The sequence below is a fragment of the Streptomyces sp. F001 genome, from assembly GCF_004187715.1.
In the GTDB taxonomy this organism is placed as follows: domain Bacteria; phylum Actinomycetota; class Actinomycetes; order Streptomycetales; family Streptomycetaceae; genus Streptomyces; species Streptomyces flavusporus.
Genome location: NZ_QZWF01000008.1, coordinates 122,409 through 146,392, shown reverse-complemented (window position 1 = coordinate 146,392; position 23,984 = coordinate 122,409). Strand labels below are relative to the sequence as shown.

Genomic DNA, 23,984 nt, shown 5'->3' with positions numbered 1-23,984 from the left:
GCGACATCGCGGAGTTCGAGGGAGGCAGAGGCGGGGCGTGAGGGATGGGGTTGCTTCTGCCTCCCTCGAGCACATCAGCCGGCGGTGACCCGGAGCTCCTTCACGCCGTTGATCCACGCCGAGCGCAGACGTCGTGGGTAGCCCGCGAGCCGCAGGTCGGGCATCGCGTCGGCGATCGCGTTGAAGATGAGCTCGATCTCCAGGACGGCCAGCGACTTGCCCAGGCAGTAGTGGGGGCCGCCCCCGCCGAAGCCGAGGTGGGGGTTCGGGTCGCGGGTGATGTCGAAGGTGCCGGGGTCGGTGAAGACCTCGGGGTCGTGGTTGGCGGAGGAGTAGAAGATGCCGACCCGGTCGCCCTTGCGGATCAGCTTGCCGCCGAGTTCGGTGTCCTGCGTGGCCGTCCGCTGGAAGGAGACGACGGGGGTCGCCCAGCGCACGATCTCCTCGGCCGCCGTCTCCGGCCGCTCCCTCTTGTACAGCTCCCACTGGTCGGGGTGGGTGAGGAAGGCGTGCATGCCGTGCGTGATGGCGTTGCGGGTCGTCTCGTTGCCCGCCACGGCCAGCATCAGCACGAAGAAGCCGAACTCGTCCGAGCCCAGGTTGCCCTCGTCCTCCGCCGCGACCAGCGTGGTGACGATGTCCTTCGCCGGGCACTGCTTGCGGTCGGCGGCCATGTTCATGGCGTACGCGATGAGTTCGGTGGCCGACTCGGCGCCGACCTCCTCGGTGATGGCGTACTCCGGGTCGTCGTACGCGATCATCTTGTTCGACCACTCGAAGATTTTCGCCCGGTCGTCCTGCGGGATGCCGATCAGTTCGGCTATCGCCTGCAGGGGCAGTTCGCAGGCGACCTCGGTGACGAAGTCGAAGGGGCCCGAGTGCCCCCGGGCGGTCTCGACGATGGAGTGCGCCCGCGCCCGCAGCCGCTCCTCCAGCGCCCGGATGGCCCGGGGCGTGAACCCGCGCTGGATGATCTGACGGACCCGGGTGTGTTCCGGCGGGTCCATGTTCAGCAGGATCAGCCGCTGGGCGTCGATCGCGTCGCGCTCGATGTGCTCGTTGAAGCGGATGATCGCGGTGTTGAGGTACGAGGAGAAGAGCTCCGGGTGGGTGGAGACGTACTTGACGTCGGCGTGCCGGGTGACGGCCCAGTAGCCCTCGTCCTGGAAGCCGGCGAGCCCCGCGGGCTGAGCGATCCAGCGGACCGGTTCGACGCGGCGCAGTTCGGCGAACTCCGGGAGGGGCACACGGTGGTGCAGCAGATCGGGGTCGGTGAAGTCGAACCCTTCGGGAAGCGCTGGACAGGGCATCGGCGGCTCCAGCCATCTGACGATGCGAGCTGATCTGACGGGGCATCAGAACACGGAATCGCCGTGAAGGTAGTAACGGGTTCTACAACTCGCAAGAGGTACGGCACCCCGAATTGGAGCCCAATCGCGTGCAAGACCCTTGCGGTGATGTACATCACGTCAGCAGACTGCACTCGGAACTAGAACACGTACTAGTTACTGGTTCTGGACCGGTTCTGCCTGGTTCCGGACGAGAGGACCCGCCTCCATGGCCGCCGAACCCGTGATCGTCGAAGCCGTACGCACCCCCATCGGCAAGCGCGGCGGCGCGCTCGCCAACCTCCACCCCGCCTACCTCCTGGGCGAGACCTACCGCGAACTCCTCGGCCGCACCGGCATCCCCGCCGACTGCGTCGAACAGATCGTCGGCGGCACGGTCACCCACGCCGGCGAACAGTCCATGAACCCCGCGCGCACGGCCTGGCTGACCATGGGCCTGCCCTACGAGACGGCGGCCACAACGGTCGACTGTCAGTGCGGTTCGTCGCAACAGGCGTCACACATGGTCGCCAACCTCATCGCGGCAGGCGTCATCGACGTCGGGATCTCGTGCGGCGTCGAGTCGATGTCGCGGGTGCCGCTGGGGTCGGGGTCGAAGCACGGGCCCGGGAAGCCGTTCCCCGACGAGTGGAACGTCGACCTCCCCAATCAGTTCGAGGCGGCGGAGCGCATCGCCCGCCACCGGGGGCTGACCCGGGAGAACGTCGACTCCCTCGGCCTGGTCTCGCAGGAACGGGCCGCCACCGCCTGGGCCGAGGAGCGGTTCAAGAGGGAGACGTTCGCCGTCCAGGTCCCCACGACCGAGGAGGAACAGCGCGCCGGGCAGGGCATGTGGCGGCTCGTCGACAAGGACGAGGGGCTGCGCGACACGTCCATGGAGGCGCTGGCAAGCCTCAAGCCCATCATGCCGACGGCTGTCCATACGGCGGGCAACTCGTCGCAGATCAGCGACGGCGCGGCGGCGATCATGTGGGCGTCGAAGCGGATGGCGCGTGCGCTGAAGCTGAGGCCGAGGGCGCGGATCGTGGCGCAGGCATTGGTGGGGGCCGACCCCCACTTCCATCTCGACGGGCCGATCGACGCGACGAAGGCGGTGCTGGGGAAGGCCGGGATGTCCCTGAAGGACATCGACCTGGTGGAGATCAACGAGGCCTTCGCGTCCGTCGTGTTGAGCTGGGCGCAGGTCTTCGAACAGGACCTGGAGAAGGTCAACGTCAACGGCGGTGCGATCGCGCTCGGGCACCCGGTGGGGGCCACCGGGGCCCGGCTGATCACGACCGCGCTTCATGAACTGGAGCGGGCGGACAAGGAGTTCGCGCTGGTGACGATGTGTGCGGGGGGCGGACTGGCCACCGGCACGATCATTCAGCGGCTGTAGTCGCCGTCCAGCCGACGAACGTGGTGAACGCGGCGGGGCCGAGGGTGAGGATCGGTCCCGCCGGGTTCTTGGAGTCGCGGATGGCGAGGGTGGTGTGGGGGGCTTCGGCGATTTCGACGCAGGATCCGCCTTGATCGCTGCTGTACGAAGACTTGCGCCAGGCCAGGGGCCCGAGCGGCGCGCATTCGACGCATTCGCCGCCTTGGTCGCTGCTGTAGCTGGACTTACGCCACCGAGTCCCCATCGGGATCGCGTTGCTCTCCATAGCGTTCCTCCATCACGCGTCGGATCAGCTCCGCCGAGTCCCTGAGGGAGAGGGCGGCGGCCTGAAGATGATCGTAACGGAGCGAGCAGTTCTTGACGGTGTCCGGGTTGGCGGTCGGATGCCCGCTCCCGTAGCCCTCCATGTAGACGATGTCCGGGTCGCTCGCGAAGCGGAAGAGTGTGTATGAGCCTGTTAGTCCCGCGTGCGCTCCAGCCGAGAACGGCAGCACCTGGATGTTGATCCGAGGATTGCTCTCGAAGGACAACAGGTGGGCCAGTTGGCCACGCATGGTCTCCGGCCCGCCAACTTCCTGGTACAGCGCGGCCTCGCTGAGGATCGCCCAGAAGACCGGTGGTTCCACCTTCTCAAAGATGCGCTGACGAGCCAGCCGCACCTCGGTGCGGTCGTCGAGGTCGGTGTCGTCCAGCACGCCGAGCACGGCACGTGCGTACTCCTTGGTCTGCAGGAGTCCATGCACCATGTGCGTCTGGAAGGTGCCGATCTCGACCACCCGCGCCTCCAACTCCGCCACCTGCTGAAACCAGGCCGGAAGTTGACTACGCATCACCAGCTCAAGCAACCGGGACAGTAACCCACCCGTCCCCAGCGCAATATCCGCCCGCTCACTGAACTGCAACGTCGGCAGCTTCCGGGCCGTCTCGATCTGGCCGACCAGCGAGCCGGTGCAGTAGACGATGCTCCCGAGCTGCTTCTGGGTCAGGCCGGCGGCCTCGCGGTACCGCCGTAGCTCGAAGCCGTAGTAGTCGAGTGGCGAGGCGCCCGGGTCGAGGGTGTTGATGTGGGTCACGCGGCGGCCCCTCTCACGCAACTCGGTCCACTTCGGGACCTGTTGTATCCGTTCCGTAGCCCAGCGTAGTGACGGCAGGTCAGTCTCGTCGTGTGAACGAATACATTCCCCCCGCCTACTTGGCCCCCCGCCCCGTCCAGTACCGCATGAGCCTCACGGTCAGCGAGCACTCGGCGCGCCACATCCGCCGCATCGTCCGCTCGCTCCTGGCGGAGTGGGACATGCCGGAGCTGGCCGACGCCGTGGAACTCGCCGTGACGGAGCTGGTCGCCAACGTCGTGCGCCACGTCCGGAACCGCCGCTGCACGCTGCTGGTTCTGCGGCGGACGGAGGGCGTGAGGGTGGAGGTGACGGACAGCTCGCCACAAGTCCCGCTGTTGCCTGGCGAGTTGTCACCGGACGCCGAGTGCGGTCGGGGCCTCGTCCTGCTGGACGCGATGGTCGACAAGTGGGGGGTGGATCGCCGGGCGAGAGGCGGCAAGACCGTGTGGTTCGAATGTGGTCGGTGATCTGGAACGCGGTCCCTGGGATGGGTAGCCTCTCATCGCCAGGAACCGCGGATCGCGGTGGGAAGACGACGAGCGCACGGGGGCACATGCGTACCGTCATCACGGTGTGGCCGGACGGGGCCGAGGAACTGCGGGGCTGGTTGCTGGACGCGCCGGAGCTGCGCGGCCGGATCCATCGGGACGAGCCCGCGACACCGCGGTCCGGCGCCATGGGACCGGCGACCGACGCGCTGATCGCCCTGCTGGAACCAGGTGGAGTTGCTGCGGTCTTCGCCGGGGCCACCGTCGCCTGGGTGCAGAGCCGCCGCAGCAATCACACCATCACCGTCACCCGCTCCGACGGAAGCACGATCGAGATCACGACTCGGCAGACCCGCAACCTCAGTCCGCAGGAACTCGCCGAGTTGGCGGAACGGCTTGCGCGGCCGCCGGAGGAAGACCCACCGGCGTGACCGGCCACCTGGCGACTTCCGGTGCCTGCGCGGTGCTGATCGGCACGGGCAGGCACGTCCCCGGATCGAAGCTCTCCGACCTGCCCGCCGTGGATGCCACGCTGGACGATCTGCAGAAGGCGCTGCACGAGGTCTGCGGCATGGAGCCCGAGCGCGTGACGCGGGTCCCGGGCGGTGCGGACGCCGCCGAGGTGGTGGCCGCAGTCGAGGAAGCCGCCGCGCAGGCGGCAGGGCCGCTGCTGCTCTACTACGTCGGACACGGCCTGCTCGGCCCCGGCGACGAGCTGTACCTGGCCACTCGCTCCAGCAGCTCCGCCCGGAACATCGCGCACGCCGTCCCGTACCGGACCCTGCGCGATCTGCTGGGGGAGGTGGGAGGGGGCAGCCTGGTCGTCCTCGACTGCTGCTTCTCCGGACGGGGCAAGGTGCCACGGTCGGACGGCGGCATGCGGCAGCCGTTCGTCTCCGCCCTGCCGCGGGGCAGCTTCCTGCTCAGCTCGGCCTCGAACTTCGAGCTGTCCTTCGCGCCCGAGGGCGAGCGGCACACCCTGTTCAGCGGGCGACTGCTGCGCCTGCTCACCGAAGGTGACCCCGCAGGGCCGCCGTGGCTGACCGCGGACCGCCTTCACACGGCGCTGGACCGGGAGTTCGCCGACGACACGCGCGTCCGCCCGGCCCGGCAGAGCGAGGGGACGCTGGGCGGACTGGTCATCGCCCGCAACCGCGCCTACCGAGTCCCGGGCGGTGACGCCGTCGAGCCGCCCGCCGACGTGCCCTGCCCCTACCCGGGTCTGGCACCGTTCCGGGCAGAGGACAGCGGCCACTTCTTCGGCCGTGACGACCTGGTGGAACAGCTGCTGACGGCTGTCGCACGGCCCGGGAGCGAACCGGGTGAGCCGGTCGTGGTGGTCGGTGCCTCGGGAGCGGGCAAGTCCTCCTTGCTGCGGGCGGGGCTGCTCGCGAGCCTCGAACGCCGCCACGCGGCCGACGGCGGCGAGGACCTCTGGCCCGCGCTGCTGCTCCCGACGCCCGGAGCCCACCCGATGGACGCGCTGTCCGAGGCATGGGCCGACGCCACGGGGCGCGAGACGCACGAGGTACGCACGGCACTGGAGGCAGGCCGCTTCCCGCCGCCGCGGGCAGGCCGCGAGCCGTGCCGATTACTGGTCGTCGACCAGTTCGAGGAACTGTTCACGCACTGCCAGGACATCGCGGAACGCGACGCGTTCGTCGCGGTGCTGACGGCTGACGCCGGCGCCGCCCGCCCCCGGGTCGTGCTCGGACTGCGCGCCGACCACTACGGCAGTTGCCTGGCCCACCCGGAACTGGAGAGCGCCCTCGAACACGGCCAGGTGAACGTACCGCCGATGCGGGAGCGGGACCTGCGAGCCGCCGTCGAGGAACCCGCCGCCGCGGTCGGGCTCGGCCTGGAACGCGGACTGACCGACCGGCTTCTGCACGACCTGAACGAGGGCCGCCTCGGCGACGACGAAACGGGCGCGCTGCCCTTCCTGGCCCACGCCCTGCGCGAAACCTGGCGGGAGCGCAGCGGTACTCGGCTCACCCTCACCGGATACCAGGCCACGGGGGGCATCTGGCAGTCGGTGGCCAAGACCGGCGAAGCCCTGCACGAGTCGCTGGACGACGATGGCCGAGGGGCCCTGCGGGACCTGCTGCTGCGGATGGTGCACCTGCCTCCGGACGGCACCGGCGCCCGGGCGGGGATCCGGCGTCCGGTCCCGCTCGACTCGTTGCTGGACGGCCTTCCTCCCGCCGCGCGGAAGATCCGCGACCGGCTGGCCGAGGACAGGCTGATCACCGTGGGCCAGGACACCGCGCAGATCGCCCACGAGGCACTGCTGCGCGCCTGGCCCCGGCTGCACGACTGGATCGAGGAGGACGCCGCCACGCTGCTGCGGCGGCAACAGCTGCGCACGGCCGCCGGCGACTGGCGCGCCGCCGACCGGGACGCCGCGTTCCTGCTCACGGGCAGCCGGCTGCAAGCCGCGCTGGAGCTACGGGATCCCGGCGGCCACGGTCCGCTGCCGGAGCGGGAGTCGGAGTTCCTGACCGCGAGCGAGGAGGCCGCCGAGAGCGCGCGCCGACGCGAGCGGCGGCGGGTCACGGTGCTGAAGACGGCGGTCGTGGCGCTGGTGATCGGCCTGGTGGTGGCGATCGGGTCGGCCGTGGTGGCGATACGCCAGGAGGAGAAGGCGCAGGAGCAGCGCAGGAGCGCCCAGAAACAACGGGAGTTGGCCACGTACCGGGCGCTGCTGGCCGAGGCGGAGAACCTGCGCGGGACCGATCCGCGCACGTCGCTGGACCTGGGACTGGCCGCGCATGCGCTGCGTCCGACCGGTGAGTCCCGGCGGGTGCTCTTCGAGACGCTGGCGGGGAGCCCGTTCCGGGGCGGCACCGTGCTGCCGACGGACGCCTATGAAACCGTGCTCGGCCCCGACGGGCGGACGCTGGCAACGGTGGACGGCGAGGACGGTATGACGCTGTGGGACGTCGGCCGCGGGTCCGCCCGCCGCACCCCGCTGGCCCGGCTGGACTGCGAGCCCTCCTCTGCCCAGGACGTGTCCTTCGGCGGCCCGGACGGCAGGATCCTCGCCGCCCGCTGCAAGGAAGACACCCTCTCCCTCTGGGACCTCACGGGCCTGCGCACCGGCACGGAGCCGCGACACCTGACCACGCTGCACGTCGACGGTCTGCCGGGCTCACTGGAGACCCTCGCCCTCAGCGATGACGGCACGAAGCTGGCCGCGACCGGCTGGTGGGACGAGGACGAGAACGTTGCGGCGGAGGAGGGCGGCGCACTCGTCCTGTGGGACGTCTCCGACCCGCGGCGCCCTCGGCGCGCCTCGGTCACGAAGGGCATGTACGAGACGGACGGCCTGGCGTTCGCCCCTGGCGGCCGTACGCTCGCCGCCGCCGGGGACGGACTCCGGGCCCGCGGATTCCTCGATGTGGGGAACGCCTTCGCGACCTCCGGCGTGCGCACCTGGGACGTCTCGGACCCGCGTCGGCCCCGACGCGGCGACATGGTGACCGGGTCCGATGGTGACGTGGCCTTCAGCCCGGACGGCAGGCTCCTGGCCACGATCGACGGCCGAGCCGCGAAGCTGATCGACATCGCCGAGCCGACGGCCCCGGAGGAGGTGGTCGAATGGCCGGTCCACGCCGACGACGTGGAGGGCTTCGCCTTCTCCCGGGACGGCCGCCGACTGGCCACCGCCGGCGAGGACGGAGTCGTAGCCGTGTGGGACCTGAGCGACCGGCGTGCCCCCAAGCAGCAGGACCGCCTGGTGGGGCATGCGACCGCACAGGGGAAGATCAACAACGGCGTGAACATCCGCGCCCTGGGGTTCGGAACTGACGGCCGCACCTTGGTCTCGGTGAATACCTACGAGGATTCGTCCGAGGTCATCCACTGGAACCTGGGAAGCACTCAGCAGGTCCGTGTCGTGGGGAAGGTACCGGGCGGCGGATCCTCGGCACGGGTGGCGCTGACGCCCGACGGCAGGACGCTGGCCATCAGCGGAGGTACCGGCACAAGCCTGTGGGACGTGTCCAAGCCCACCCGCCCCAAGGTGAAGTCCGTGTTGCTCGACACCAAGAGCCTCGTCGACGCCATAGCCCTGAGCGCGGACGGGACACTGCTGGCGAGCGCCCACATCAACGGGACGGTCGTGCTTTGGAACGTGTCCGACCGGAACCGTCCGCGCGTCGCCGGCAGGATCACCACGGAGCAGTCGAACGGGATGGCCCTCGCCTTCGCGCCCGACGCGCCGCTCCTCGCGGTTCACGGCGAGGATCTCGGCCTCTGGAACATCGCGGACCCCGCCCGGCCGACCAGGACCGCTCACTTCCCCGAGCCCCCCCCTACGCCGATGTCTCGTTCAGCCCCGACGGCAGCCGTCTGCTGACATCGCCGGGCGACGTCTCCCCAGGCGTCAGCCTGTGGGACCTGTCGGCCGGCGACAAGGGTTTCGTCATGCTGCCCTCCCCGCAGCATCCGCGGATCGGCCTCACCGGCACTACGGCGTTCAGCCCGAACGGCACCCTCGTGGCGGTCGCGGACCCGGTCATGTACGGCCTCGAAGAGGCAGCCCTGGTCCTCTTCGACGTCAGCGACCCCCGCCACCCTCGACACATGAGCAGCGTGGGCCGTGAGGACGAGAAGGAGGTCGGGTTCAATCGCGTGGCCTTCCACCCCGAAGGAAACCTGGTCGCAGCCGCAGGCGAGGACGGAACCACCTGGTTGTGGAGCGTGGCCGACCGCACGAAACCGCACTTGGCGGGCCAACTCGCCAGGCACCCGGACACGGTGGACGACGTGCTCTTCGGCCCGGACGGACAGACGCTGGTCACCTCCAGCGGCGGCATCGCGTACCTGTGGGACCTGGGGGACTACCCGAAGATCGCCGCGGACACCATCGGCATGGCCTGCCGTATCACCGGTGGCGGCCTCGAGGACTGGGAGTGGCAGGTGCACGCCCCCGACGTCCCGTTCCACCCGTCATGCCCTTCCGGCTGAAGACGTCAGCCCGGAGTCCGGTCCTTCACCGGCTCCGGCGAGCCGCCGGCCTCGACCAGCCTCGACTCGCCTTCCTTCACCCCCCTCCGTACGGGCGTCCCAGATCCACGAGGACCACTTCGCCGCGCTCGGCCGCCGCTTGCGGGTCCGGAGTGAAGCCGACGCCGCTGTAACAGGCCGGGCGGGTGTGGGTCGTGTCGATCGGCGGCGGCAGGATCAGCGCCTCCGGGTCGCATGCGACGCTGGCGCGACCAGATGTGTGGTGTGCAGGTCGGTGGGGCGCAGAGGTGGAGCGACGCATGGAAGATTTCGAAATTTATGCCTCGCCGCTGGACGTCGAGGCGGATGCGGCAGGGGAATGCCCGGATTGGGGGAACTCCGAAGAGCTTGCTCGATACGTCTTTCGCCGACTCGACGGGCTCTCGAAATGCGAGCTCCTCCTTGTCCATGACCTGGAGGAGTACCTGGATGCCAACTTCGATTTCCCGGAGCGGCGGGACATGAGCAGGTATCCAGTGGATTGACGGCGTGGAGGAATGCCGAAGGCGGCGGCCCCGGGGATCGGGGGCCGCCGCCTCGTTCTTGGGTGCTGCTGGGGCTGATCAGTACCAGCCGTTGGCCTGCCAGAAGCTCCAGGCGCCGGTCGGGCTGCCGTAGCGGGAGTTCATGTAGTCCAGACCCCACTTGATCTGGGTCTTGGCGTTGGTCTTCCAGTCCGCGCCGGCGGCGGCCATCTTCGAGCCCGGCAGGGCCTGGACCAGGCCGTAGGCGCCGGAGGACGGGTTCGTGGCGTCGACGTCCCAGCCGCTCTCGTGCTCGATGATCTTGCTGAACGCGTTGAAGTGCTCGGCGGGGACCATCTGCTTCGCGATCGCCTTGGCCTGGGTGGGGGAAGCAGTGGTCGCAGCCTGGGCCGGGGTGGCGGACAGAGCCATTCCAGCGGTGGCGGCGGCGACGGCGACGCCGGTGAGGGCCTTCTTGGGGGCGGCGATGCGGCGGAGGAAGGAGACGGACACGTTGAACCTTTTTCGTCGGGGACGGAGCGGTCGCGGCATGCCGGAACCACGCGGTGCGCGGCGGGGGCATGCGTTGGCGCCGCGGCCCTGTGGGCTCGTCGGCGCCGTGCGACGTCATCCAGAGAAGCAGGCCAGGAAGGGGTCCGCAATGACCCCTTTTACTAGTTGTGGTCGCATCTGGGGTGAAGGTCTTTTGTGTGACGTGGCTCTCAATGTGCAGGTCAGGGGGGATTATGACATGGTCATGGCGTCCGATTTGCCCGACTAAATAGGGTAGTAGGTGATCTGGGTCATGTGGGGTGCTTCACCCGCTGAGTGACGGTGGGTTCGTCGTCGTTCACTCAGCGGGTGCGTCGAATGTGACCGGCGTCTCGAACGCGGCCCGGCGTGTGGCGCGGCGCAGTGCCTTGAGGACCGCCGGACCGAGGAACAGGGTCAGGACGACGGTGACGACTGCTCGGCCGAGGTCCCAGCCGAGCGAGGTGGCCAGGCAGTAGGCCAGGAAGCGGGCCAGGTTGGCGGGGACCGTCGCGTCCGGGTCGAAGGCCACGTTCGAGGCGAGGGCGCTCATGAAGGGCCAGCCCGCGAGGTTCATGATCGTGCCGTAGGCGAAGGCGGCGAGAAAGCCATAGGCGGCCAGCAGGAGCAGTTCGGGTCGGCCGCGCAGGCGGTCCGGGCCCGGCAGCAGGCCCGCGCCCATCGTGAACCAGCCCATCGCCAGCATCTGGAACGGCATCCACGGGCCCACCCCGCCCGTGAGCAGCGCGGACGCGAACATCGTCACCGCGCCGAGCACAAAACCGAAGCCCGGGCCCAGAACCCGGCCGCTCAGCACCATCAGGAAGAACATCGGCTCGATGCCCGCCGTCCCCGCACCGATCGGCCGCAGCGCCGCACCCGTCGCGGCCAGCACCCCGAGCATGGCCACGGCCTTCGGGCCGAGCCCCGACTCGGAGATCGTCGCCGCCACCACCGCGACCAGCAGCACCAGCAGGGCCGCGAAGAGCCAAGGGGCGTCCTGCGCGTGCGCCGCGATCTGTGAGGTCGGCGGGGCGAGGAAGGGCCAGAAGAAGGCGGCTCCGCCCACCGCGCTGACCAGGGCGAGGGCGGCGAGGGAGCGGGGGCCGAGACGGACGGCTCGGGCCTGGCGGATGTGGGAGGAGTACGGGGCCGTCATGTCAGTGCCTCGCGGACCTGGGTGACCGTGAGCCATTTCTGCGGCGCCAGGATCTTGGTGACCTGTGGTGCGAAGGAGGGGGAGGAGACGACCACGTCGGCCGTCGGGCCGTCGGCGATCACCTCGCCCTCGGCCAGCAGGACCACCCGGTGGGCGAGCTCGGCGGCCAGTTCGACGTCGTGCGTGGCCAGCACGATGGCGTGCCCGTCGGCGGCCAGCTCGCGCAGGACGGCGACCAGGCGGGCCTTCGCCGCGTAGTCCAGGCCACGGGTCGGCTCGTCCAGGAGGAGCAGCGGAGGGCGGGCGGTCAGTACGACGGCCAGGGCGAGGGTCAGGCGCTGGCCCTCGGAGAGGTCGCGGGGGTGGGTGTCGTCCGTGATGCCGGGGAGGAGGTCCGAGACCAGGGCCCGGCAGGTGCCGGGTGCGGCGCCCGCGCCGGCGTCGGCCGCCGTGCACTCGGCGGCGACGGTATCGGCGTAGAGGAGGTCCCGTGGTTCCTGCGGTACGAGGCCGACGCGGCGTACGAGATCGGGGGGCGCGGTGCGGTGCGGGGTCGCGCCGCCGACGCGGACCGTGCCGGCCGCCGGTTCGACGAGGCCGACCAGGGCGGAGAGGAGGGTGGACTTTCCGGCGCCGTTGCGGCCCATCAGGGCGATGGTCTCGCCGGGGGAGACGGCGAGGTCGACGTGGCGCAGGGCGGGGATGCGGCCCCGGCGGACGGCGAGGGAGCGCACGTTGGCGAGGTGAGGGGTGGGTGGGGTGTCGGGTGTGCTGCGCTTGCGGAACAGCCGGCGGGGGGCGGGGGGTCTGCGCGTCGCGCTCGACGGAGGGGGCGGGGCGGGCGTGCCGTCGGGTTCCCGGCCGTCGAGGCGTGCGCGCAGGTCGGCCGCCCGGCGGCGGGCGTCGCGGACGGTCAGCGGCAGCGGGGACCAGCCCGCGAGCCGGCCCAGGTCGACGACCGGCGGGTACACCGGCGACACGGCCATCACCTCGGCCGGGGTGCCCAGCAGCGGGGCGGCGCCCGGCGCGGGCAGCAGGACGACCTGGTCGGCGTACTGGACGACCCGTTCCAGGCGGTGCTCGGCCATCAGGACCGTCGTCCCCAGGTCGTGGACGAGCCGCTGGAGCACGGCGAGGACCTCTTCGGCGGCGGCCGGGTCGAGCGCGGAGGTCGGCTCGTCCAGGACCAGCACACTCGGATGCGGGGTGAGGACCGAGCCGATCGCGACACGCTGCTGCTGACCGCCGGAGAGGGCGGCGATCGGGCGGTCCCGCAGATCGGCGAGGCCCAGCAGGTCCAGGGTCTCCTCGACGCGGCGGCGCATGACGTCCGGGGCGAGGCCCAACGACTCCATGCCGTAGGCGAGTTCGTCCTCGACGGTGTCCGTCACGAAGTGGGACAGCGGATCCTGGCCGACGGTGCCGACGACGTCGGCGAGTTCGCGCGGCTTGTGCGTACGCGTGTCCCGGCCGGCCACGGTGACCCTGCCCCGCAGGGTGCCGCCGGTGAAGTGCGGGACGAGCCCGCTCACCGCGCCGAGAACGGTGGACTTGCCGACCCCCGATGGACCGACGAGCAGGACGAGTTCACCCTCCGGGACCTCGAAGTCGACGCCCCGGACGGTGGGTTCGGCTGCCCCGTCGTACGTCACGGAGACGTCCTCGAAGCGGATCATGAGGGCTCCTTGGGGACGGGACCGGCGGGAGGAGGCGTGATGAACGCCGGGAGCAGACCGAGGAGTACGGCCGCCGCCGGCCACAGGGGCAGCGTCGGGGCGACCAGGGGGACCACGCCCGGGTGCATCGCCGCCGGGTCCGAGGCGGCGGCGAGCGCGAGCAGTGCGGCGACGACGGCGCCGGACGCGGCGACCAGACCGGCGCGCAGGTCCCACCGGTCGGGGCGGTAGCGGGTGCGCAGGGAACGACGGCCGCCGAGCCACAACCCGGCCAGCGCGGCGGCGAGTCCGGCGAGCAGCACGGGCAGGCCGTACGTGCCGCCCTCCGCCGTCAGCAGTCCGTACGTTCCCGCGCACACGCCGACCAGGCCGGTCAGGGTGAGCGCGGCCGTCGTACGGCGGACGGCGGCCGGGACCTGGGCGGTACGGCCGTAGCCGCGGGCGTCCATCGCGGCGGCGAGAGCGACGGAGCGTTCGAGGGCGCCCTCCAGGACGGGCAGTCCCACCTGCAGCAGGCCGCGTACGCCTCGGTCCGGGCGACCGCGCAGCCGACGGGCGGCGCGCAGGCGCTGGGCGTCGGCGATGAGGTTCGGTGCGAAGGTCAGGGCCACGACCACTGCGACGCCGGTCTCGTACAGGGCGCCGGGGAGGGACTTGAGCAGGCGGGAGGGGCTGGCGAGGGCGTTTGCTGCGCCGACGCAGATGAGGAGTGTGGCCAGCTTCAGGCCGTCGTACAGGGCGAAGACCAGGGTCTCGGCGGTCACCCTGCCGCCCAGGCGGATGCCTTGTGCCAGTGGGGGAGGGGGACTTCGGGGAGGGTGAGGAGAGTGTGCGTGCGGGGATGGGGAGCCGAGGGCTACGGCGAAGACCAGGCGGATGAGGAGGACGGCCAGGGCCAGTTTCAGGAACGCGCCGTAGGAACGGGACAAGGGGTTTCGGGCGGCGGGTGATCACGACGTAGGCCGAGACCGTGATGAGGAGGGTGAGGAGGAGGGGGTTGGCGGTGCGGGGGCTGCGGTGCCGAGGGAGAGGGACCAGAGCCACCACGCTCCTGGATGCACCGTTGCTTGTTGCGGTGCCGGCGTGGGGCTGGGCGGGGGTGGGGTGCAGAGCCGGCGCTGCGGCCGCTGCGCCACCCTCCCCACTCTCGACTTCGCTCGAGCGGGGGGACCCCATCGCCCAGCGGCACGACTGCCCGCAGCTACGGCGGCACGACTGCCCGCAGCTGCGGTGGCGGTCAGCCATTTCTACGTCGGCGCGCCTGCCACCCCGTTGCTGCGCCCAGTGTTGCTATCGCGGCGATGGCTGCCCATACGCCGAGCGACGGGCCCCCCGACTCGTCCGTGTCCTTCTTCTCGGATGCTGTCGGCGCATCCTCCGTCTTCACCTGCTCCCCGCACCCCCGTTCCGGATAGCCCGCGATCGCGCACAGCAGGGCGTTGGTGTCGTAGCGCAGGGGTTTGGCGACCGTGGCCAGGGCCTCGGCTGTCGTCGCGTCGGGGGCGACAGCCGCGCAGGCCGTGCGGGTGGGCGGTGGGGTTTCGCCGGACGGGGCGTCCGTGGGCGTACCGAAGTCGATGACGAGAGCCACCCGCTTCCGGCCCTCCTGCGCGGGCGTCTTCGCGCAGATGCTCGCGAAGCCGGCCGTGTTGCGGGGCTGGGCGGAGTCCTGGGAGTCCTCGCTGACGGAGAAGCGGAAGCCCTGGACGTCGCCGTCGGAGGGACGGGCGGTGGACGGGCCCTGGGTGGCGTACGTCCACGCGTCGCCGTCGTGCTCCCAGAACGACCAGTAGCGGTAGCCGGTGGCCTGCGCCTGGCCGGTGTTCAGCAGGAGGAACAGCGCGGCCAGGAGCAGGGCGGCGATACGGCGGAACCTCACGGCTACCGCCTCTTGTTGCGGCCGCTGAGCAGGAAGCCGATGCCGATGCCGACGACGAGGAAGACACCGACGTACCACCACACGCCGAAGGTGAGGCCCTCGTCCTCGTCGTCCTTCTCCTCGGCCTTCGCCACGGCCCGGTCCTCGGACCGGAGCTGCGGGGTCGGGCCGGTCGCGTTGAGCTGGGCCACCAGGTCGGTGCCGCCGAAGTCCTTCGGGTCGGCGCCGGCCGCGTGGGCGGCGAGGATCAGCTGGGCGTAGGCGGCGGGGCCGCTCTGCTCGGCCCAGTCGGCGGAGTTCCGCTCCAGCCAGGTCAGCGGCTTGGCGGCCTGGGCGGCGCCGCCCTGCGCGGCCAGCGCGACCACGGCGTCGGCGGTGTTGCCGTAGTCGGGCTGGTCCTCGGAGCCGGGGAGGGCGGAGGTGAGGTGGCCGTCCTTGGCGAGGGTCCTGGTGAGGTAGGCGGCGCCGTTGGCGGCGGCCTGCTCGGGGGTCTTGGCGTCGGCGCAGGTGGACTCCGCCTTCTTGCCCGCCTCGGCCGCGAGGCCCTTGCCCAGCGCGCCCAGGACGGCCGCCGCGGTCGCATCCGCGTTGGCCGCCAATTTGCCCTTCTTGTCGGGCTGGTAGGCGAAGGCGCCGCCGTCCTTCGCGTCGCACGGGATGGCCAGCTTCAGCAGGGCGTCGTAGGGAGACTTGCCGTCCTTGACGACGGAGTCCGGCTTCTCGCCCGCCGCGGTGAGGGCACCGATGACGATGGCGGTGGAGTTGGCGTCGCTGGGGCCGCCGGGGGTGTAGCCCCAGCCGCCGTCCTCGTTCTGCACGGACTTCAGCCAGTCGACCGCCTTGCCGGTGGCGGCGTCGTAGTCGCCGACCGCGGCGAAGGCCTGGACGGCGGCGGCCGTGCTGTTGGTGTCGACCATGGTCTTGGCGTCGCAGTCCTTGGCGGGCTCGGCCCGGAAGGCGGCGAAGCCGCCGTTGTCGCACTGCTGCCGGGCCAGCCAGTCCGTGGCCTTCCCGGTGGGCTCGAGGCCCACGGTGTCCTGGGCGAGCAGGGCGAGCGACTGCCGCCAGACGCCGTCGTAGGTCGGGTCGGACGTGCCGTACAGGCCGGAGGGCAAGACCACCGACGGCGACGGGGACGGGTCGGCGGCCTGGGCGACCGGGGTCGCGGCGACGCCGATCACGGCGGTGGCGGCCAGGACCGCTGCACTGCGGCGGACGTTCATGATCGGCGGGGTGCCTTTCCCTGCTGGGAGCCGGGCAGCACGGGACACCCCGGGCGGCTCGGCTCCGTATGCCTCGACGGTGCCCGCACACCGGCCGGTTGCCGGTGCACGTGAGCCGGTCACGACCGTGCGGGGCAGTCCGGCTCACCGCCCTTCAGGAGCGGCTCACGGTTGCGGGTCAGCGCCGGAATTGCACCGGCTTCCCCCCATACAGGTGTGATGACGACTCGGCCACTCTACCGGGCCGTACGGAAGGGGTTGAGGGGTGCCTGTGGATGCTCCGTACAGCCCCGGAGGCCGGCCCCGGAATCCGGGCCGGGTTCACACCGCGACGTACGCCACCGGCTCGCTCCCCGGCACCGCCTCCGCCCGCCCCAGCTTCACCAGCCGCCGCAGATGGGCCTCCGCCTCCGAGACCGCGATGTTCCTCGATCCGTACGGGATCTGGTCCCACGGGCGGTTCCACTCCATGCGCTCGGCGAGCTGCCAGGGAGTGAGCGGGGCGGTCAGGAGGTTCAGCAGGCCGGTGAGCCGCTCCTCGTGGTGGGTGAGCAACTCCCGTACGCGGGCCGGTGCGTCGGCGAACGCGTGCTGGTGGGCCGGGAGGACCTCGGCGGGGGCGAGGCGGCCGACGCGTTCCAGCGAGTCGAGGTAGTCGCCGAGGGGGTCGGTCACAGTGGCGTCGTCCGGGTCCTCGTACAGGCCGATGTGCGGGGTGATCCCGGGCAGCAGGTGGTCGCCGGAGAACAGGCGGCCGTGGCCCGGAAGGCGGGCGGGGTGCTGCTCCTCCAGGTGCAGGCAGACGTGGCCCGGTGTGTGGCCGGGGGTCCAGATCGCGCGCAGGCGGCGGCCGGGGAGGTCGAGGAGTTCGCCGGGGACGATCTCCGGTCGGGGAGGGCGGGGGAGAGGCCGGCAGGGTGCGCGGCGGGCGCTGCGCAGGGGGGCCACGTGCTCCTCGGGTGCGCCGGCCGCGGTGAGCTTGGCTGTCATGTAGGCGAACCAGTGGCCGGGCTGGGTCTCGCGGGTGCGGCGGACGATCGCGGTGTCCGCCGCGTGCATCGCGATCCAGGCGCCGGACGTCTCCCGTACCCGGCCCGACAGTCCGTGGTGGTCGGGGTGGTGGTGGGTGATGACCACGCCGTGGATCTCGTCCGGCGAGGTACCGCACAGGGTCAGCCCCTCGGCGAGGGTGTCCCAGGACGCCGGGTCGTCCCAGCCCGTGTCGATCAGTACCGGACCGCGGTCGGTGTCGACGACGTACACGAGCGTGTGGCCCAGGGGGTTGTCCGGGATGGGGACCCGGAGAGACCGGACGCCTCCGCCGTGGTCGCTGACCTGTGTCATGGGCTCCCCTGTCGCCGCGTTCTCGCCACTATAACTAGAACGGGTTTCGATGGGAGCCCAAGTCACCTTCCCGTGCGGACCCTTCCGGCCTGCGGGCCTGACCGCCCTGTGGACTCCTCGGAATGGAACTGGTATCAGTTCCGATATCTGATGAACCGTCAGAGTCAGCTCCCGGGGAGGCAGTCGCCCATGACCGAGCTCGTGGAACACGGACAGCTGTACATCGGCGGGGAGTTGACCGACCCCCTGGGCAAGGACGTCATCGAGGTGATCTCGCCGCACACGGAAGAGGTCATCGGGCGGGTGCCGCACGCCTCGCCGGCGGACGTGGACCGGGCGGTCGCGGTGGCGCGGAAGGCATTCGACGAGGGGCCCTGGCCGCGGATGAGCCTCGACGAGCGGATCGAGGTCGTCACGCGCATCAAGGACGGGATCGCCGCCCGCCACGAGGAGCTCGCCCGCGTGATCTCCTCCGAGAACGGATCGCCGTACTCCTGGAGCGTCCTCGCCCAGGCGCTCGGCGCGATGATGGTCTGGGATGCGGCGATCACGGTCGCCCGGAACTACACATACGAGGAGACGCGCGACGGCGTCCTCGGGCGCATCCTCGTGCGGCGCGAGCCCGTCGGGGTCGTCGCGGCCGTCGTCCCCTGGAACGTCCCGCAGTTCGTCGCCGCCGCCAAGCTCGCGCCCGCGCTGCTCACCGGCTGCACGGTGGTGCTGAAGCCGTCCCCCGAGTCACCCCTCGACGCCTACCTCCTCGGCGAGATCGCGAAGGAGGCCGGGCTGCCCGAGGGCGTGCTGTCGATCCTGCCTGCGGACCGCGAGGTCAGCGAGTACCTCGTCGGGCACCCGGGTGTCGACAAGGTCTCCTTCACCGGCTCGGTGGCCGCGGGGAAGCGGGTGATGGAGGTGGCCGCCCGCAACCTCACCCGCGTGACACTGGAGCTGGGCGGCAAGTCGGCGGCCGTCGTGCTGCCGGACGCGGACGTCGGCACGGCCGTCGCGGGCATCGTCCCGGCGGCCTGGATGAACAACGGGCAGGCCTGCGTGGCCCAGACGCGCATCCTGCTGCCCCGCTCCCGCTACGACGAGTTCGCGGACGCCTTCGCGAGCGCCGCGAGCGCACTGGTCGTCGGCGACCCGCTGGACCCGGCCACCCAGGTGGGCCCGCTGGTCGCCCGGCGTCAGCAGCGGCGCAACCTCGACTACATCCGCATCGGACAGGAGGAGGGCGCGAAGATCCTCACCGGCGGCGGACGGCCGACGGGCCTGGAGCGCGGCTGGTACGTGGAACCCACCCTCTTCGGCGACGTCGACAACTCGATGCGGATCGCCCGCGAGGAGATCTTCGGCCCGGTGATCTGCCTGCTCCCGTACGACGACGAGGCCGACGCCGTGAAGATCGCGAACGACTCCGACTACGGACTGTCCGGCAGTGTCTGGACGGCCGACGTCGAGCACGGTATCGACATCGCGCGCCGGGTCCGTACCGGCACCTATTCGGTCAACACCTTCAGCCTCGACATGCTCGGCCCGTTCGGCGGCTACAAGAACTCGGGCCTGGGCCGGGAGTTCGGCCCGGAGGGATACGGCGAGTACCTGGAGCACAAGATGATCCATCTGCCGGCCGGCTGGGAGGCGTAGGCCATGGGCGACCGCTGGCAGGTCGAGGTGGACCGCGCCCTGTGCATCGGCTCCGCCCAGTGCCTCCACCACGCCCCCGGCTCCTTCCGCCTCGACGCGGGCCGCCAGTCCCACCCCGTCGAACCGGAGACCGACGCCAACGAGAAGGTCCTGGCGGCGGCGGAAGGCTGCCCGGTCGAAGCGATCATGATCACGCTGCTGGGGAGCGGGGAGCCGGTGTTTCCGCCGGAGGGCTGAGGTTCCACCGGAGGGCTGAAAAAAGTCCCCCTTGCGGGGTTCCGTATAGCGTTGGGCGTTATATCCTGGTAGTGGCCTACGGGACGAGTGAGGGAGTTCGACCGGAGTAGCCGACTGTGGCGAGATGCTTCGGCATCCGCCGTGGCCGACGTCGACGGTCGGGCTGAGAGGCCGGAAGGCAGTAGTCGGGCCGGACGGCGACCCCCATTACCTGATCCGGGTAATACCGGCGAAGGGAACCCGTCTCGTAGGTTTTTCGTGTGTCTACGGTCCTTCGTGTGCCTATGCCCCGGTGTCCGGGTCCGTCAGGTCGATCAGGCGGCACACCGTCTCGATGTCGATCTTCACCTGGGCGATGGAGGCGCGGCCCGAGAGCCAGGTGATCAGCGCCGAGTGCCAGGTGTGCTCGATGACGCGGACGGCGGAGAGCTGCGCGGGGGTCGGGTCGGCCAGGCCCATGGCGTCCAGGATGATCGCCGTCGTCTGGCGGGAGACCTGGTCCACCTCGGGGCTCACACTGCGGTCCGCGAAGGTCAGCGCACGGACCATCGCATCGGCCAGATGCGGCTCGCGCTGCAGGGCGCGGAAGGCCCGCATCAGCGTCTCCGCGACCCGCTCGGCCGCCGTCTCGCCCGACGGCGGCTTCTTGCGCAGCGTGCCGTGCATGTGCTCCAGCTGGTCCTGCATCGTGGCGACCAGCAGATGCACCTTCGACGGGAAGTAGCGGTACAGCGTGCCCAGCGCCACCTGCGAGGACTCCGCGACCTCGCGCATCTGCACCGCGTCGAAACCGCCCCGGCTGGCCAGCTGTGCGCTCGCCCGCAGGATGCGGCGCCGGCGCGCCTCCTGCCGCTCGGTGAGGGGCGGGGTCGCGGGCGCGGCGGACCGCGCGCTCCTGGCTTCCACCTTGGCTTCCGCAGGCATGGATCCCGTTTCCGTGACAGTCCGTGAGGGCGTGCAATCAGTCAGCATGGCAGGCCCGGCCGGGTCGTGCCCGTCGTGGCGTGAATCACCTGATCCACCGCTCACGGCGGCCCTACCTGCCGGTAGATTCAGAGCCTCTTGAACGATCAAGTCTGAAACTTGTTCTAGATTAGCGTCCCGGCGTAATCTCGCGGGACAGTGCAGTGAGAAGGGGGCCCAGAGTGACCGCTGAGGCCAGTCAGGCGGAGTCCCCCGGGGACCTGGCCGCCGACGGCGAGCGACCGCTCCGTATCGCACTCCTCACCTACAAGGGAAACCCGTTCTGCGGCGGCCAGGGCGTCTACGTCCGGCACCTCTCCCGCGAACTCGCCCGCCTCGGCCACCGCGTCGAGGTCGTCGGCGCCCAGCCCTACCCCGTCCTCGACGAGGGGTACGACGGACTGCGTCTCACCGAGCTGCCCAGCCTCGATCTCTATCGCCAGCCCGACCCCTTCCGCACGCCGAAGCGCGACGAGTACCGGGACTGGATCGACGCACTCGAAGTGGCGACCATGTGGACCGGCGGCTTCCCGGAGCCGCTGACCTTCTCGCTGCGCGCCCGCCGTCATCTGCGCGCCCGGCGGGGCGAGTTCGATGTCGTGCACGACAACCAGACGCTCGGATACGGGCTGCTGGGTGAGGTGGGCGCCCCGCTCGTCACCACGATCCATCACCCCATCACCGTGGACCGCCAGTTGGAGCTCGACGCGGCTCAGGGCTGGCAGCGGCGGTTGTCCGTACGCCGCTGGTACGCCTTCACCCGCATGCAGAAGCGCGTGGCGCGCCGCCTGCCGTCGGTCCTCACCGTCTCCGGTACGTCCCGCCAGGAGATCGTCGACCACCTCGGCGTACGGCAGGACCGTGTCCACGTGGTCCACATCGGCGCGGACACGGACCTGTTCTCGCCGGATCCGTCGGTACGGCAGATCCCGGGCCGGATCGTCACCACGTCCAGCGCCGATGTCCCGCTGAAGGGCCTGGTCTTCCTCGTCGAGGCGCTGGCGAAGGTCCGCACCGAGCATCCCGACGCCCATCTCGTCGTCGTCGGCAAGCGGCCCGAGGAGGGGCCGGTCGCGCAGGCCGTCCAGCGGTACGGCCTCGAGGGTGCCGTCGAGTTCGTCAAGGGCATCTCCGACGCCGAACTCGTCGGCCTGGTCCGCTCGGCGCAGGTGGCGTGCGTGCCGTCGCTGTACGAGGGCTTCTCCCTGCCGGCCGCCGAGGCGATGGCCACGGGGACGCCGCTGCTCGCCACGACCGGCGGGGCGATTCCCGAGGTCGCCGGACGGGACGGAGAGACCTGCCTGGCGGTGCCGCCCGGCGACGCGGGGGCGCTGGCCGCCGGACTGAGCCGGCTGCTGGGCGAGGCGGACCTGCGGGCACGCCTCGGCGCGGCGGGGCGTGAGCGGGTGCTGCGGCACTTCACCTGGGCGCGGGCCGCGGAGGGCACGGTGGCCCGCTACCGGGAGGCCATCGCCGGCTCCGCCGGCCAGGAGCCCGGCCGCTCCGCGGTCCTGGCACCGAGCCGCTCCGCGACCCCGGTTCCCGGCCGCTCCGCGGCCGCAGAAGTTGTTGACGTTGTATCCGACCGCGAAAGCAGGGCCACGTGCTGACCGTCGACTTCTCCCGGTTCCCGCTCGCCCCGGGCGACCGCGTTCTGGACCTCGGCTGTGGTGCCGGACGGCACGCGTTCGAGTGCTACCGGCGCGGCGCGCAGGTCGTGGCGCTCGACCAGAACGGTGAGGAGATCCGCGAGGTCGCCAAGTGGTTCGCGGCGATGAAGGAGGCGGGGGAGGCCCCGGAGGGCGCCACCGCGACCGCGATGGAGGGCGACGCCCTCGCGCTGCCCTTCCCGGACGAGTCCTTCGACGTCGTGATCATCTCCGAGGTGATGGAGCACATCCCGGACGACAAGGGCGTCCTCGCCGAGATGGTCCGCGTGCTCAAGCCCGGGGGGCGGATCGCGATCACCGTCCCCCGCTACGGCCCCGAGAAGGTCTGCTGGACCCTGTCCGACGCCTACCACGAGGTCGAGGGCGGCCACATCCGCATCTACAAGGCGGACGAGCTGCTCGCGAAGATCCGCGAGGCCGGCCTCAAGCCGTACGGCACGCACCACGCGCACGCCCTGCACAGTCCCTACTGGTGGCTGAAGTGCGCGTTCGGTGTCGACAACGACAAGGCGCTGCCGGTGCGGGCGTACCACAAGCTGCTGGTCTGGGACATCATGAAGAAACCGCTCGCGACCAGGGTCGCCGAGCAGGCGCTCAACCCGCTGATCGGCAAGAGCTTCGTGGCGTACGCGACCAAGCCGCACCTGCCCCGGGTGGACGCCAAGTGACCACTCCCCGGACAGAACACCTCGTCCTGCCCGGGGTCCTTACCTCCGAGCAGGCCGCCGCGACCGTCGCCGGCATCCTCGCCGTGCAGCGCGAGGACGGGGCGATCCCGTGGTTCCGCGGGCACCACCTCGACCCGTGGGACCACGTCGAGGCCGCGATGGCGCTGGACGCGGCGGGCGAGCACGAGGCCGCCGAGCGGGCGTACCTGTGGCTGGCGACGCACCAGAACGAGGACGGCTCCTGGTACGCGGCATACGCCGACGGCGACCCGCACGACGTCACCGACCGGGGCCGCGAGACCAACTTCGTCGCCTACGTCGCCGTAGGCGTCTGGCACCACTACCTGTCGACCGGCGACGACACCTTCCTGGACCGCATGTGGCCGGTGGTGTACTCGGCGGTCGAGTTCGTGCTGGCCCTCCAGCAGGCGGGCGGGCAGATCGGCTGGAAGCGCGAGGACGACGGCACGTCCACCGCGGACGCGCTGCTCACCGGCAGCTCCTCGATCCACCACGCGCTGCGCTGCGCACTCGCCATCGCTGAGCAGCGTGAAGAGCCACAGCCCGACTGGGAGTTGGCGGTGGGCATGCTGCGGCACGCGATACGCCGGCACCCGGAGCGGTTCCTGGACAAGGACCGCTACTCGATGGACTGGTACTACCCGGTGCTGGGCGGCGCCCTGACCGGCGCGGAGGCCAAGTCCCGTATGGAGGAGGGCTGGGACCGCTTCGTCGTCCCCGGCCTCGGGGTGCGCTGTGTCGTCCCCAACCCGTGGGTGACCGGTGGGGAATCGGCCGAACTCGCCCTGGCCCTGTGGGCGATGGGCGAGTCCGACCGCGCGCTGGACATCCTGCAGTCCATCCAGCACCTGCGCGATCCGCAGACCGGCCTGTACTGGACGGGCTACGTCTTCGACGACGACGCGATCTGGCCGCGCGAGCTCACCACCTGGACGGCCGGCTCCCTGCTGCTCGCCGTCGCCGCGCTGGGCGGGCACGAGGCCACCTGCGCGGTCTTCGGCGGCGATCGCCTGCCGGCGGGGTTGGACCCGGACTGCTGCGGCTGAGGGAGGCCGACAGCGCCGGTGGGTTCTGCCGGGTGGCGGGTGCGGGCCGTCTGCGGCTGGTCGCGTGTGGCTGGTCGCGCCCACGCGGCGGAGCCGCAGAGCGGCACAGCCCCGCG

The 23,984-nt window shown here is 71.1% G+C and carries 22 protein-coding genes and 2 riboswitches; of the genes, 11 read left to right on the top strand and 11 right to left on the bottom strand.

Annotated elements, in window-relative coordinates; all coding sequences use genetic code 11:
* Nucleotides 1–74: 74 nt before the first annotated feature.
* Nucleotides 75–1,310, bottom strand: a complete 1,236-nt coding sequence (locus tag StrepF001_RS27035) for a cytochrome P450 (RefSeq protein WP_129800828.1) — start codon at nucleotides 1,308–1,310, stop codon at nucleotides 75–77.
* 247 nt (nucleotides 1,311–1,557) lie between these two features.
* Between StrepF001_RS27035 and StrepF001_RS27030 the strand changes: the two genes are divergently transcribed.
* A complete protein-coding gene (locus StrepF001_RS27030; RefSeq protein ID WP_129800827.1) occupies nucleotides 1,558–2,727 on the top strand; it encodes a steroid 3-ketoacyl-CoA thiolase in 1,170 nt (389 codons plus the stop codon).
* On the opposite strand, the gene StrepF001_RS27025 is transcribed toward StrepF001_RS27030, so the two are convergent.
* Both StrepF001_RS27025 and StrepF001_RS27020 read right to left on the bottom strand, forming a co-directional pair.
* A complete protein-coding gene (locus StrepF001_RS27025) occupies nucleotides 2,711–2,992 on the bottom strand; it encodes a DUF397 domain-containing protein (protein ID WP_129800826.1) in 282 nt (93 codons plus the stop codon). The genes StrepF001_RS27030 and StrepF001_RS27025 overlap by 17 nt on opposite strands.
* Nucleotides 2,952–3,800 (bottom strand): helix-turn-helix transcriptional regulator, encoded by an 849-nt coding sequence (locus StrepF001_RS27020; RefSeq protein WP_129800825.1) that lies wholly within the window; start codon nucleotides 3,798–3,800, stop codon nucleotides 2,952–2,954. Before StrepF001_RS27020 ends, StrepF001_RS27025 begins: the two co-directional genes overlap by 41 nt.
* A gap of 146 nt (nucleotides 3,801–3,946) precedes the next feature.
* Between StrepF001_RS27020 and StrepF001_RS27015 the strand changes: the two genes are divergently transcribed.
* From StrepF001_RS27015 to StrepF001_RS26995, 5 genes are all read left to right on the top strand, one after another.
* A complete protein-coding gene (locus StrepF001_RS27015; protein ID WP_129800961.1) occupies nucleotides 3,947–4,309 on the top strand; it encodes an ATP-binding protein in 363 nt (120 codons plus the stop codon).
* Between the two features lie 86 nt (nucleotides 4,310–4,395).
* On the top strand, nucleotides 4,396–4,761 hold the full coding sequence (locus StrepF001_RS27010) for a hypothetical protein (protein WP_129800824.1): 366 nt from the start codon (nucleotides 4,396–4,398) through the stop codon (nucleotides 4,759–4,761).
* Entirely contained in the window at nucleotides 4,758–8,690 is a 3,933-nt protein-coding gene (locus StrepF001_RS27005; RefSeq protein ID WP_129800823.1) for an AAA family ATPase, read from the top strand. The genes StrepF001_RS27010 and StrepF001_RS27005 overlap by 4 nt, the downstream gene beginning before the upstream one ends.
* A gap of 68 nt (nucleotides 8,691–8,758) precedes the next feature.
* Nucleotides 8,759–9,301: a WD40 repeat domain-containing protein gene (locus StrepF001_RS27000; protein WP_129800822.1), complete on the top strand. Its 543-nt coding sequence runs from the start codon at nucleotides 8,759–8,761 to the stop codon at nucleotides 9,299–9,301.
* A 299-nt stretch (nucleotides 9,302–9,600) separates the two neighbouring features.
* Complete coding sequence (locus StrepF001_RS26995; protein WP_129800821.1) at nucleotides 9,601–9,825, top strand: hypothetical protein; 225 nt, start codon at nucleotides 9,601–9,603, stop codon at nucleotides 9,823–9,825.
* 78 nt (nucleotides 9,826–9,903) lie between these two features.
* On the opposite strand, the gene StrepF001_RS26990 is transcribed toward StrepF001_RS26995, so the two are convergent.
* The 7 genes from StrepF001_RS26990 to StrepF001_RS26960 all read right to left on the bottom strand — a co-directional run bounded on the left by StrepF001_RS26990 (nucleotide 9,904) and on the right by StrepF001_RS26960 (nucleotide 17,616).
* Nucleotides 9,904–10,317 (bottom strand): transglycosylase SLT domain-containing protein, encoded by a 414-nt coding sequence (locus StrepF001_RS26990; RefSeq protein WP_129800820.1) that lies wholly within the window; start codon nucleotides 10,315–10,317, stop codon nucleotides 9,904–9,906.
* Nucleotides 10,318–10,654: 337 nt separating this feature from the next.
* Nucleotides 10,655–11,494, bottom strand: a complete 840-nt coding sequence (locus StrepF001_RS26985; RefSeq protein WP_129800819.1) for an ECF transporter S component — start codon at nucleotides 11,492–11,494, stop codon at nucleotides 10,655–10,657.
* Complete coding sequence (locus StrepF001_RS26980; RefSeq protein ID WP_129800818.1) at nucleotides 11,491–13,170, bottom strand: ABC transporter ATP-binding protein; 1,680 nt, start codon at nucleotides 13,168–13,170, stop codon at nucleotides 11,491–11,493. Before StrepF001_RS26980 ends, StrepF001_RS26985 begins: the two co-directional genes overlap by 4 nt.
* Nucleotides 13,167–14,099 (bottom strand): energy-coupling factor transporter transmembrane protein EcfT, encoded by a 933-nt coding sequence (locus StrepF001_RS26975; protein WP_240797695.1) that lies wholly within the window; start codon nucleotides 14,097–14,099, stop codon nucleotides 13,167–13,169. Before StrepF001_RS26975 ends, StrepF001_RS26980 begins: the two co-directional genes overlap by 4 nt.
* Nucleotides 14,100–14,407: 308 nt before the next feature.
* The gene (locus StrepF001_RS26970) at nucleotides 14,408–15,049 is read right to left on the bottom strand and encodes an SCO2322 family protein (RefSeq protein ID WP_129800817.1); all 642 of its coding nucleotides are present in this window, start codon (nucleotides 15,047–15,049) and stop codon (nucleotides 14,408–14,410) included.
* Nucleotides 15,050–15,051: 2 nt separating this feature from the next.
* On the bottom strand, nucleotides 15,052–16,272 hold the full coding sequence (locus tag StrepF001_RS26965) for a prenyltransferase/squalene oxidase repeat-containing protein (protein ID WP_129800816.1): 1,221 nt from the start codon (nucleotides 16,270–16,272) through the stop codon (nucleotides 15,052–15,054).
* A 110-nt stretch (nucleotides 16,273–16,382) separates the two neighbouring features.
* Nucleotides 16,383–16,518, bottom strand: a riboswitch (cobalamin riboswitch).
* A gap of 75 nt (nucleotides 16,519–16,593) precedes the next feature.
* On the bottom strand, nucleotides 16,594–17,616 hold the full coding sequence (locus StrepF001_RS26960; protein WP_129800815.1) for an MBL fold metallo-hydrolase: 1,023 nt from the start codon (nucleotides 17,614–17,616) through the stop codon (nucleotides 16,594–16,596).
* Between the two features lie 189 nt (nucleotides 17,617–17,805).
* On the opposite strand from StrepF001_RS26960, the gene StrepF001_RS26955 reads away from it, so the two are divergent.
* Nucleotides 17,806–19,263 carry an aldehyde dehydrogenase gene (locus StrepF001_RS26955; RefSeq protein ID WP_129800814.1) on the top strand — a complete coding sequence of 486 codons (1,458 nt, stop codon included), beginning with the start codon at nucleotides 17,806–17,808 and terminating at the stop codon, nucleotides 19,261–19,263.
* 3 nt (nucleotides 19,264–19,266) lie between these two features.
* On the top strand, nucleotides 19,267–19,500 hold the full coding sequence (locus StrepF001_RS26950) for a ferredoxin (RefSeq protein WP_129800813.1): 234 nt from the start codon (nucleotides 19,267–19,269) through the stop codon (nucleotides 19,498–19,500).
* A gap of 79 nt (nucleotides 19,501–19,579) precedes the next feature.
* Nucleotides 19,580–19,755, top strand: a riboswitch (TPP riboswitch).
* Between the two features lie 27 nt (nucleotides 19,756–19,782).
* On the opposite strand, the gene StrepF001_RS26945 is transcribed toward StrepF001_RS26950, so the two are convergent.
* Nucleotides 19,783–20,424 carry a TetR family transcriptional regulator gene (locus StrepF001_RS26945; RefSeq protein ID WP_129800812.1) on the bottom strand — a complete coding sequence of 214 codons (642 nt, stop codon included), beginning with the start codon at nucleotides 20,422–20,424 and terminating at the stop codon, nucleotides 19,783–19,785.
* A 221-nt stretch (nucleotides 20,425–20,645) separates the two neighbouring features.
* Between StrepF001_RS26945 and StrepF001_RS26940 the strand changes: the two genes are divergently transcribed.
* Genes StrepF001_RS26940 through StrepF001_RS26930 form a run of 3 tightly spaced genes read left to right on the top strand, consistent with a single transcriptional unit; the run spans nucleotide 20,646 to nucleotide 23,868 of the window.
* Nucleotides 20,646–22,073 (top strand): glycosyltransferase family 4 protein, encoded by a 1,428-nt coding sequence (locus tag StrepF001_RS26940; protein ID WP_129800811.1) that lies wholly within the window; start codon nucleotides 20,646–20,648, stop codon nucleotides 22,071–22,073.
* A complete protein-coding gene (locus StrepF001_RS26935) occupies nucleotides 22,067–22,801 on the top strand; it encodes a class I SAM-dependent methyltransferase (RefSeq protein WP_129800810.1) in 735 nt (244 codons plus the stop codon). Before StrepF001_RS26940 ends, StrepF001_RS26935 begins: the two co-directional genes overlap by 7 nt.
* On the top strand, nucleotides 22,798–23,868 hold the full coding sequence (locus tag StrepF001_RS26930) for a prenyltransferase/squalene oxidase repeat-containing protein (RefSeq protein ID WP_129800809.1): 1,071 nt from the start codon (nucleotides 22,798–22,800) through the stop codon (nucleotides 23,866–23,868). The genes StrepF001_RS26935 and StrepF001_RS26930 overlap by 4 nt, the downstream gene beginning before the upstream one ends.
* The last annotated feature ends 116 nt before the right edge of the window (nucleotides 23,869–23,984 follow it).

What these genes read in the sequence shown, in the direction of transcription:
- StrepF001_RS27010 (WP_129800824.1), top strand. Translation starts at nt 4,396, where the DNA reads ATGCGTACCGTCATCACGGTGTGGCCGGACGGGGCCGAGGAACTGCGG.
- StrepF001_RS27025 (WP_129800826.1), bottom strand. Translation starts at nt 2,992, where the DNA reads ATGGAGAGCAACGCGATCCCGATGGGGACTCGGTGGCGTAAGTCCAGC.
- StrepF001_RS26980 (WP_129800818.1), bottom strand. Translation starts at nt 13,170, where the DNA reads ATGATCCGCTTCGAGGACGTCTCCGTGACGTACGACGGGGCAGCCGAA.
- StrepF001_RS27030 (WP_129800827.1), top strand. Translation starts at nt 1,558, where the DNA reads ATGGCCGCCGAACCCGTGATCGTCGAAGCCGTACGCACCCCCATCGGC.
- StrepF001_RS27000 (WP_129800822.1), top strand. Translation starts at nt 8,759, where the DNA reads ATGCTGCCCTCCCCGCAGCATCCGCGGATCGGCCTCACCGGCACTACG.
- StrepF001_RS26985 (WP_129800819.1), bottom strand. Translation starts at nt 11,494, where the DNA reads ATGACGGCCCCGTACTCCTCCCACATCCGCCAGGCCCGAGCCGTCCGT.
- StrepF001_RS26955 (WP_129800814.1), top strand. Translation starts at nt 17,806, where the DNA reads ATGACCGAGCTCGTGGAACACGGACAGCTGTACATCGGCGGGGAGTTG.
- StrepF001_RS26965 (WP_129800816.1), bottom strand. Translation starts at nt 16,272, where the DNA reads ATGAACGTCCGCCGCAGTGCAGCGGTCCTGGCCGCCACCGCCGTGATC.
- StrepF001_RS27015 (WP_129800961.1), top strand. Translation starts at nt 3,947, where the DNA reads ATGAGCCTCACGGTCAGCGAGCACTCGGCGCGCCACATCCGCCGCATC.
- StrepF001_RS26995 (WP_129800821.1), top strand. Translation starts at nt 9,601, where the DNA reads ATGGAAGATTTCGAAATTTATGCCTCGCCGCTGGACGTCGAGGCGGAT.
- StrepF001_RS26960 (WP_129800815.1), bottom strand. Translation starts at nt 17,616, where the DNA reads ATGACACAGGTCAGCGACCACGGCGGAGGCGTCCGGTCTCTCCGGGTC.
- StrepF001_RS26950 (WP_129800813.1), top strand. Translation starts at nt 19,267, where the DNA reads ATGGGCGACCGCTGGCAGGTCGAGGTGGACCGCGCCCTGTGCATCGGC.
- StrepF001_RS26945 (WP_129800812.1), bottom strand. Translation starts at nt 20,424, where the DNA reads ATGCCTGCGGAAGCCAAGGTGGAAGCCAGGAGCGCGCGGTCCGCCGCG.
- StrepF001_RS27035 (WP_129800828.1), bottom strand. Translation starts at nt 1,310, where the DNA reads ATGCCCTGTCCAGCGCTTCCCGAAGGGTTCGACTTCACCGACCCCGAT.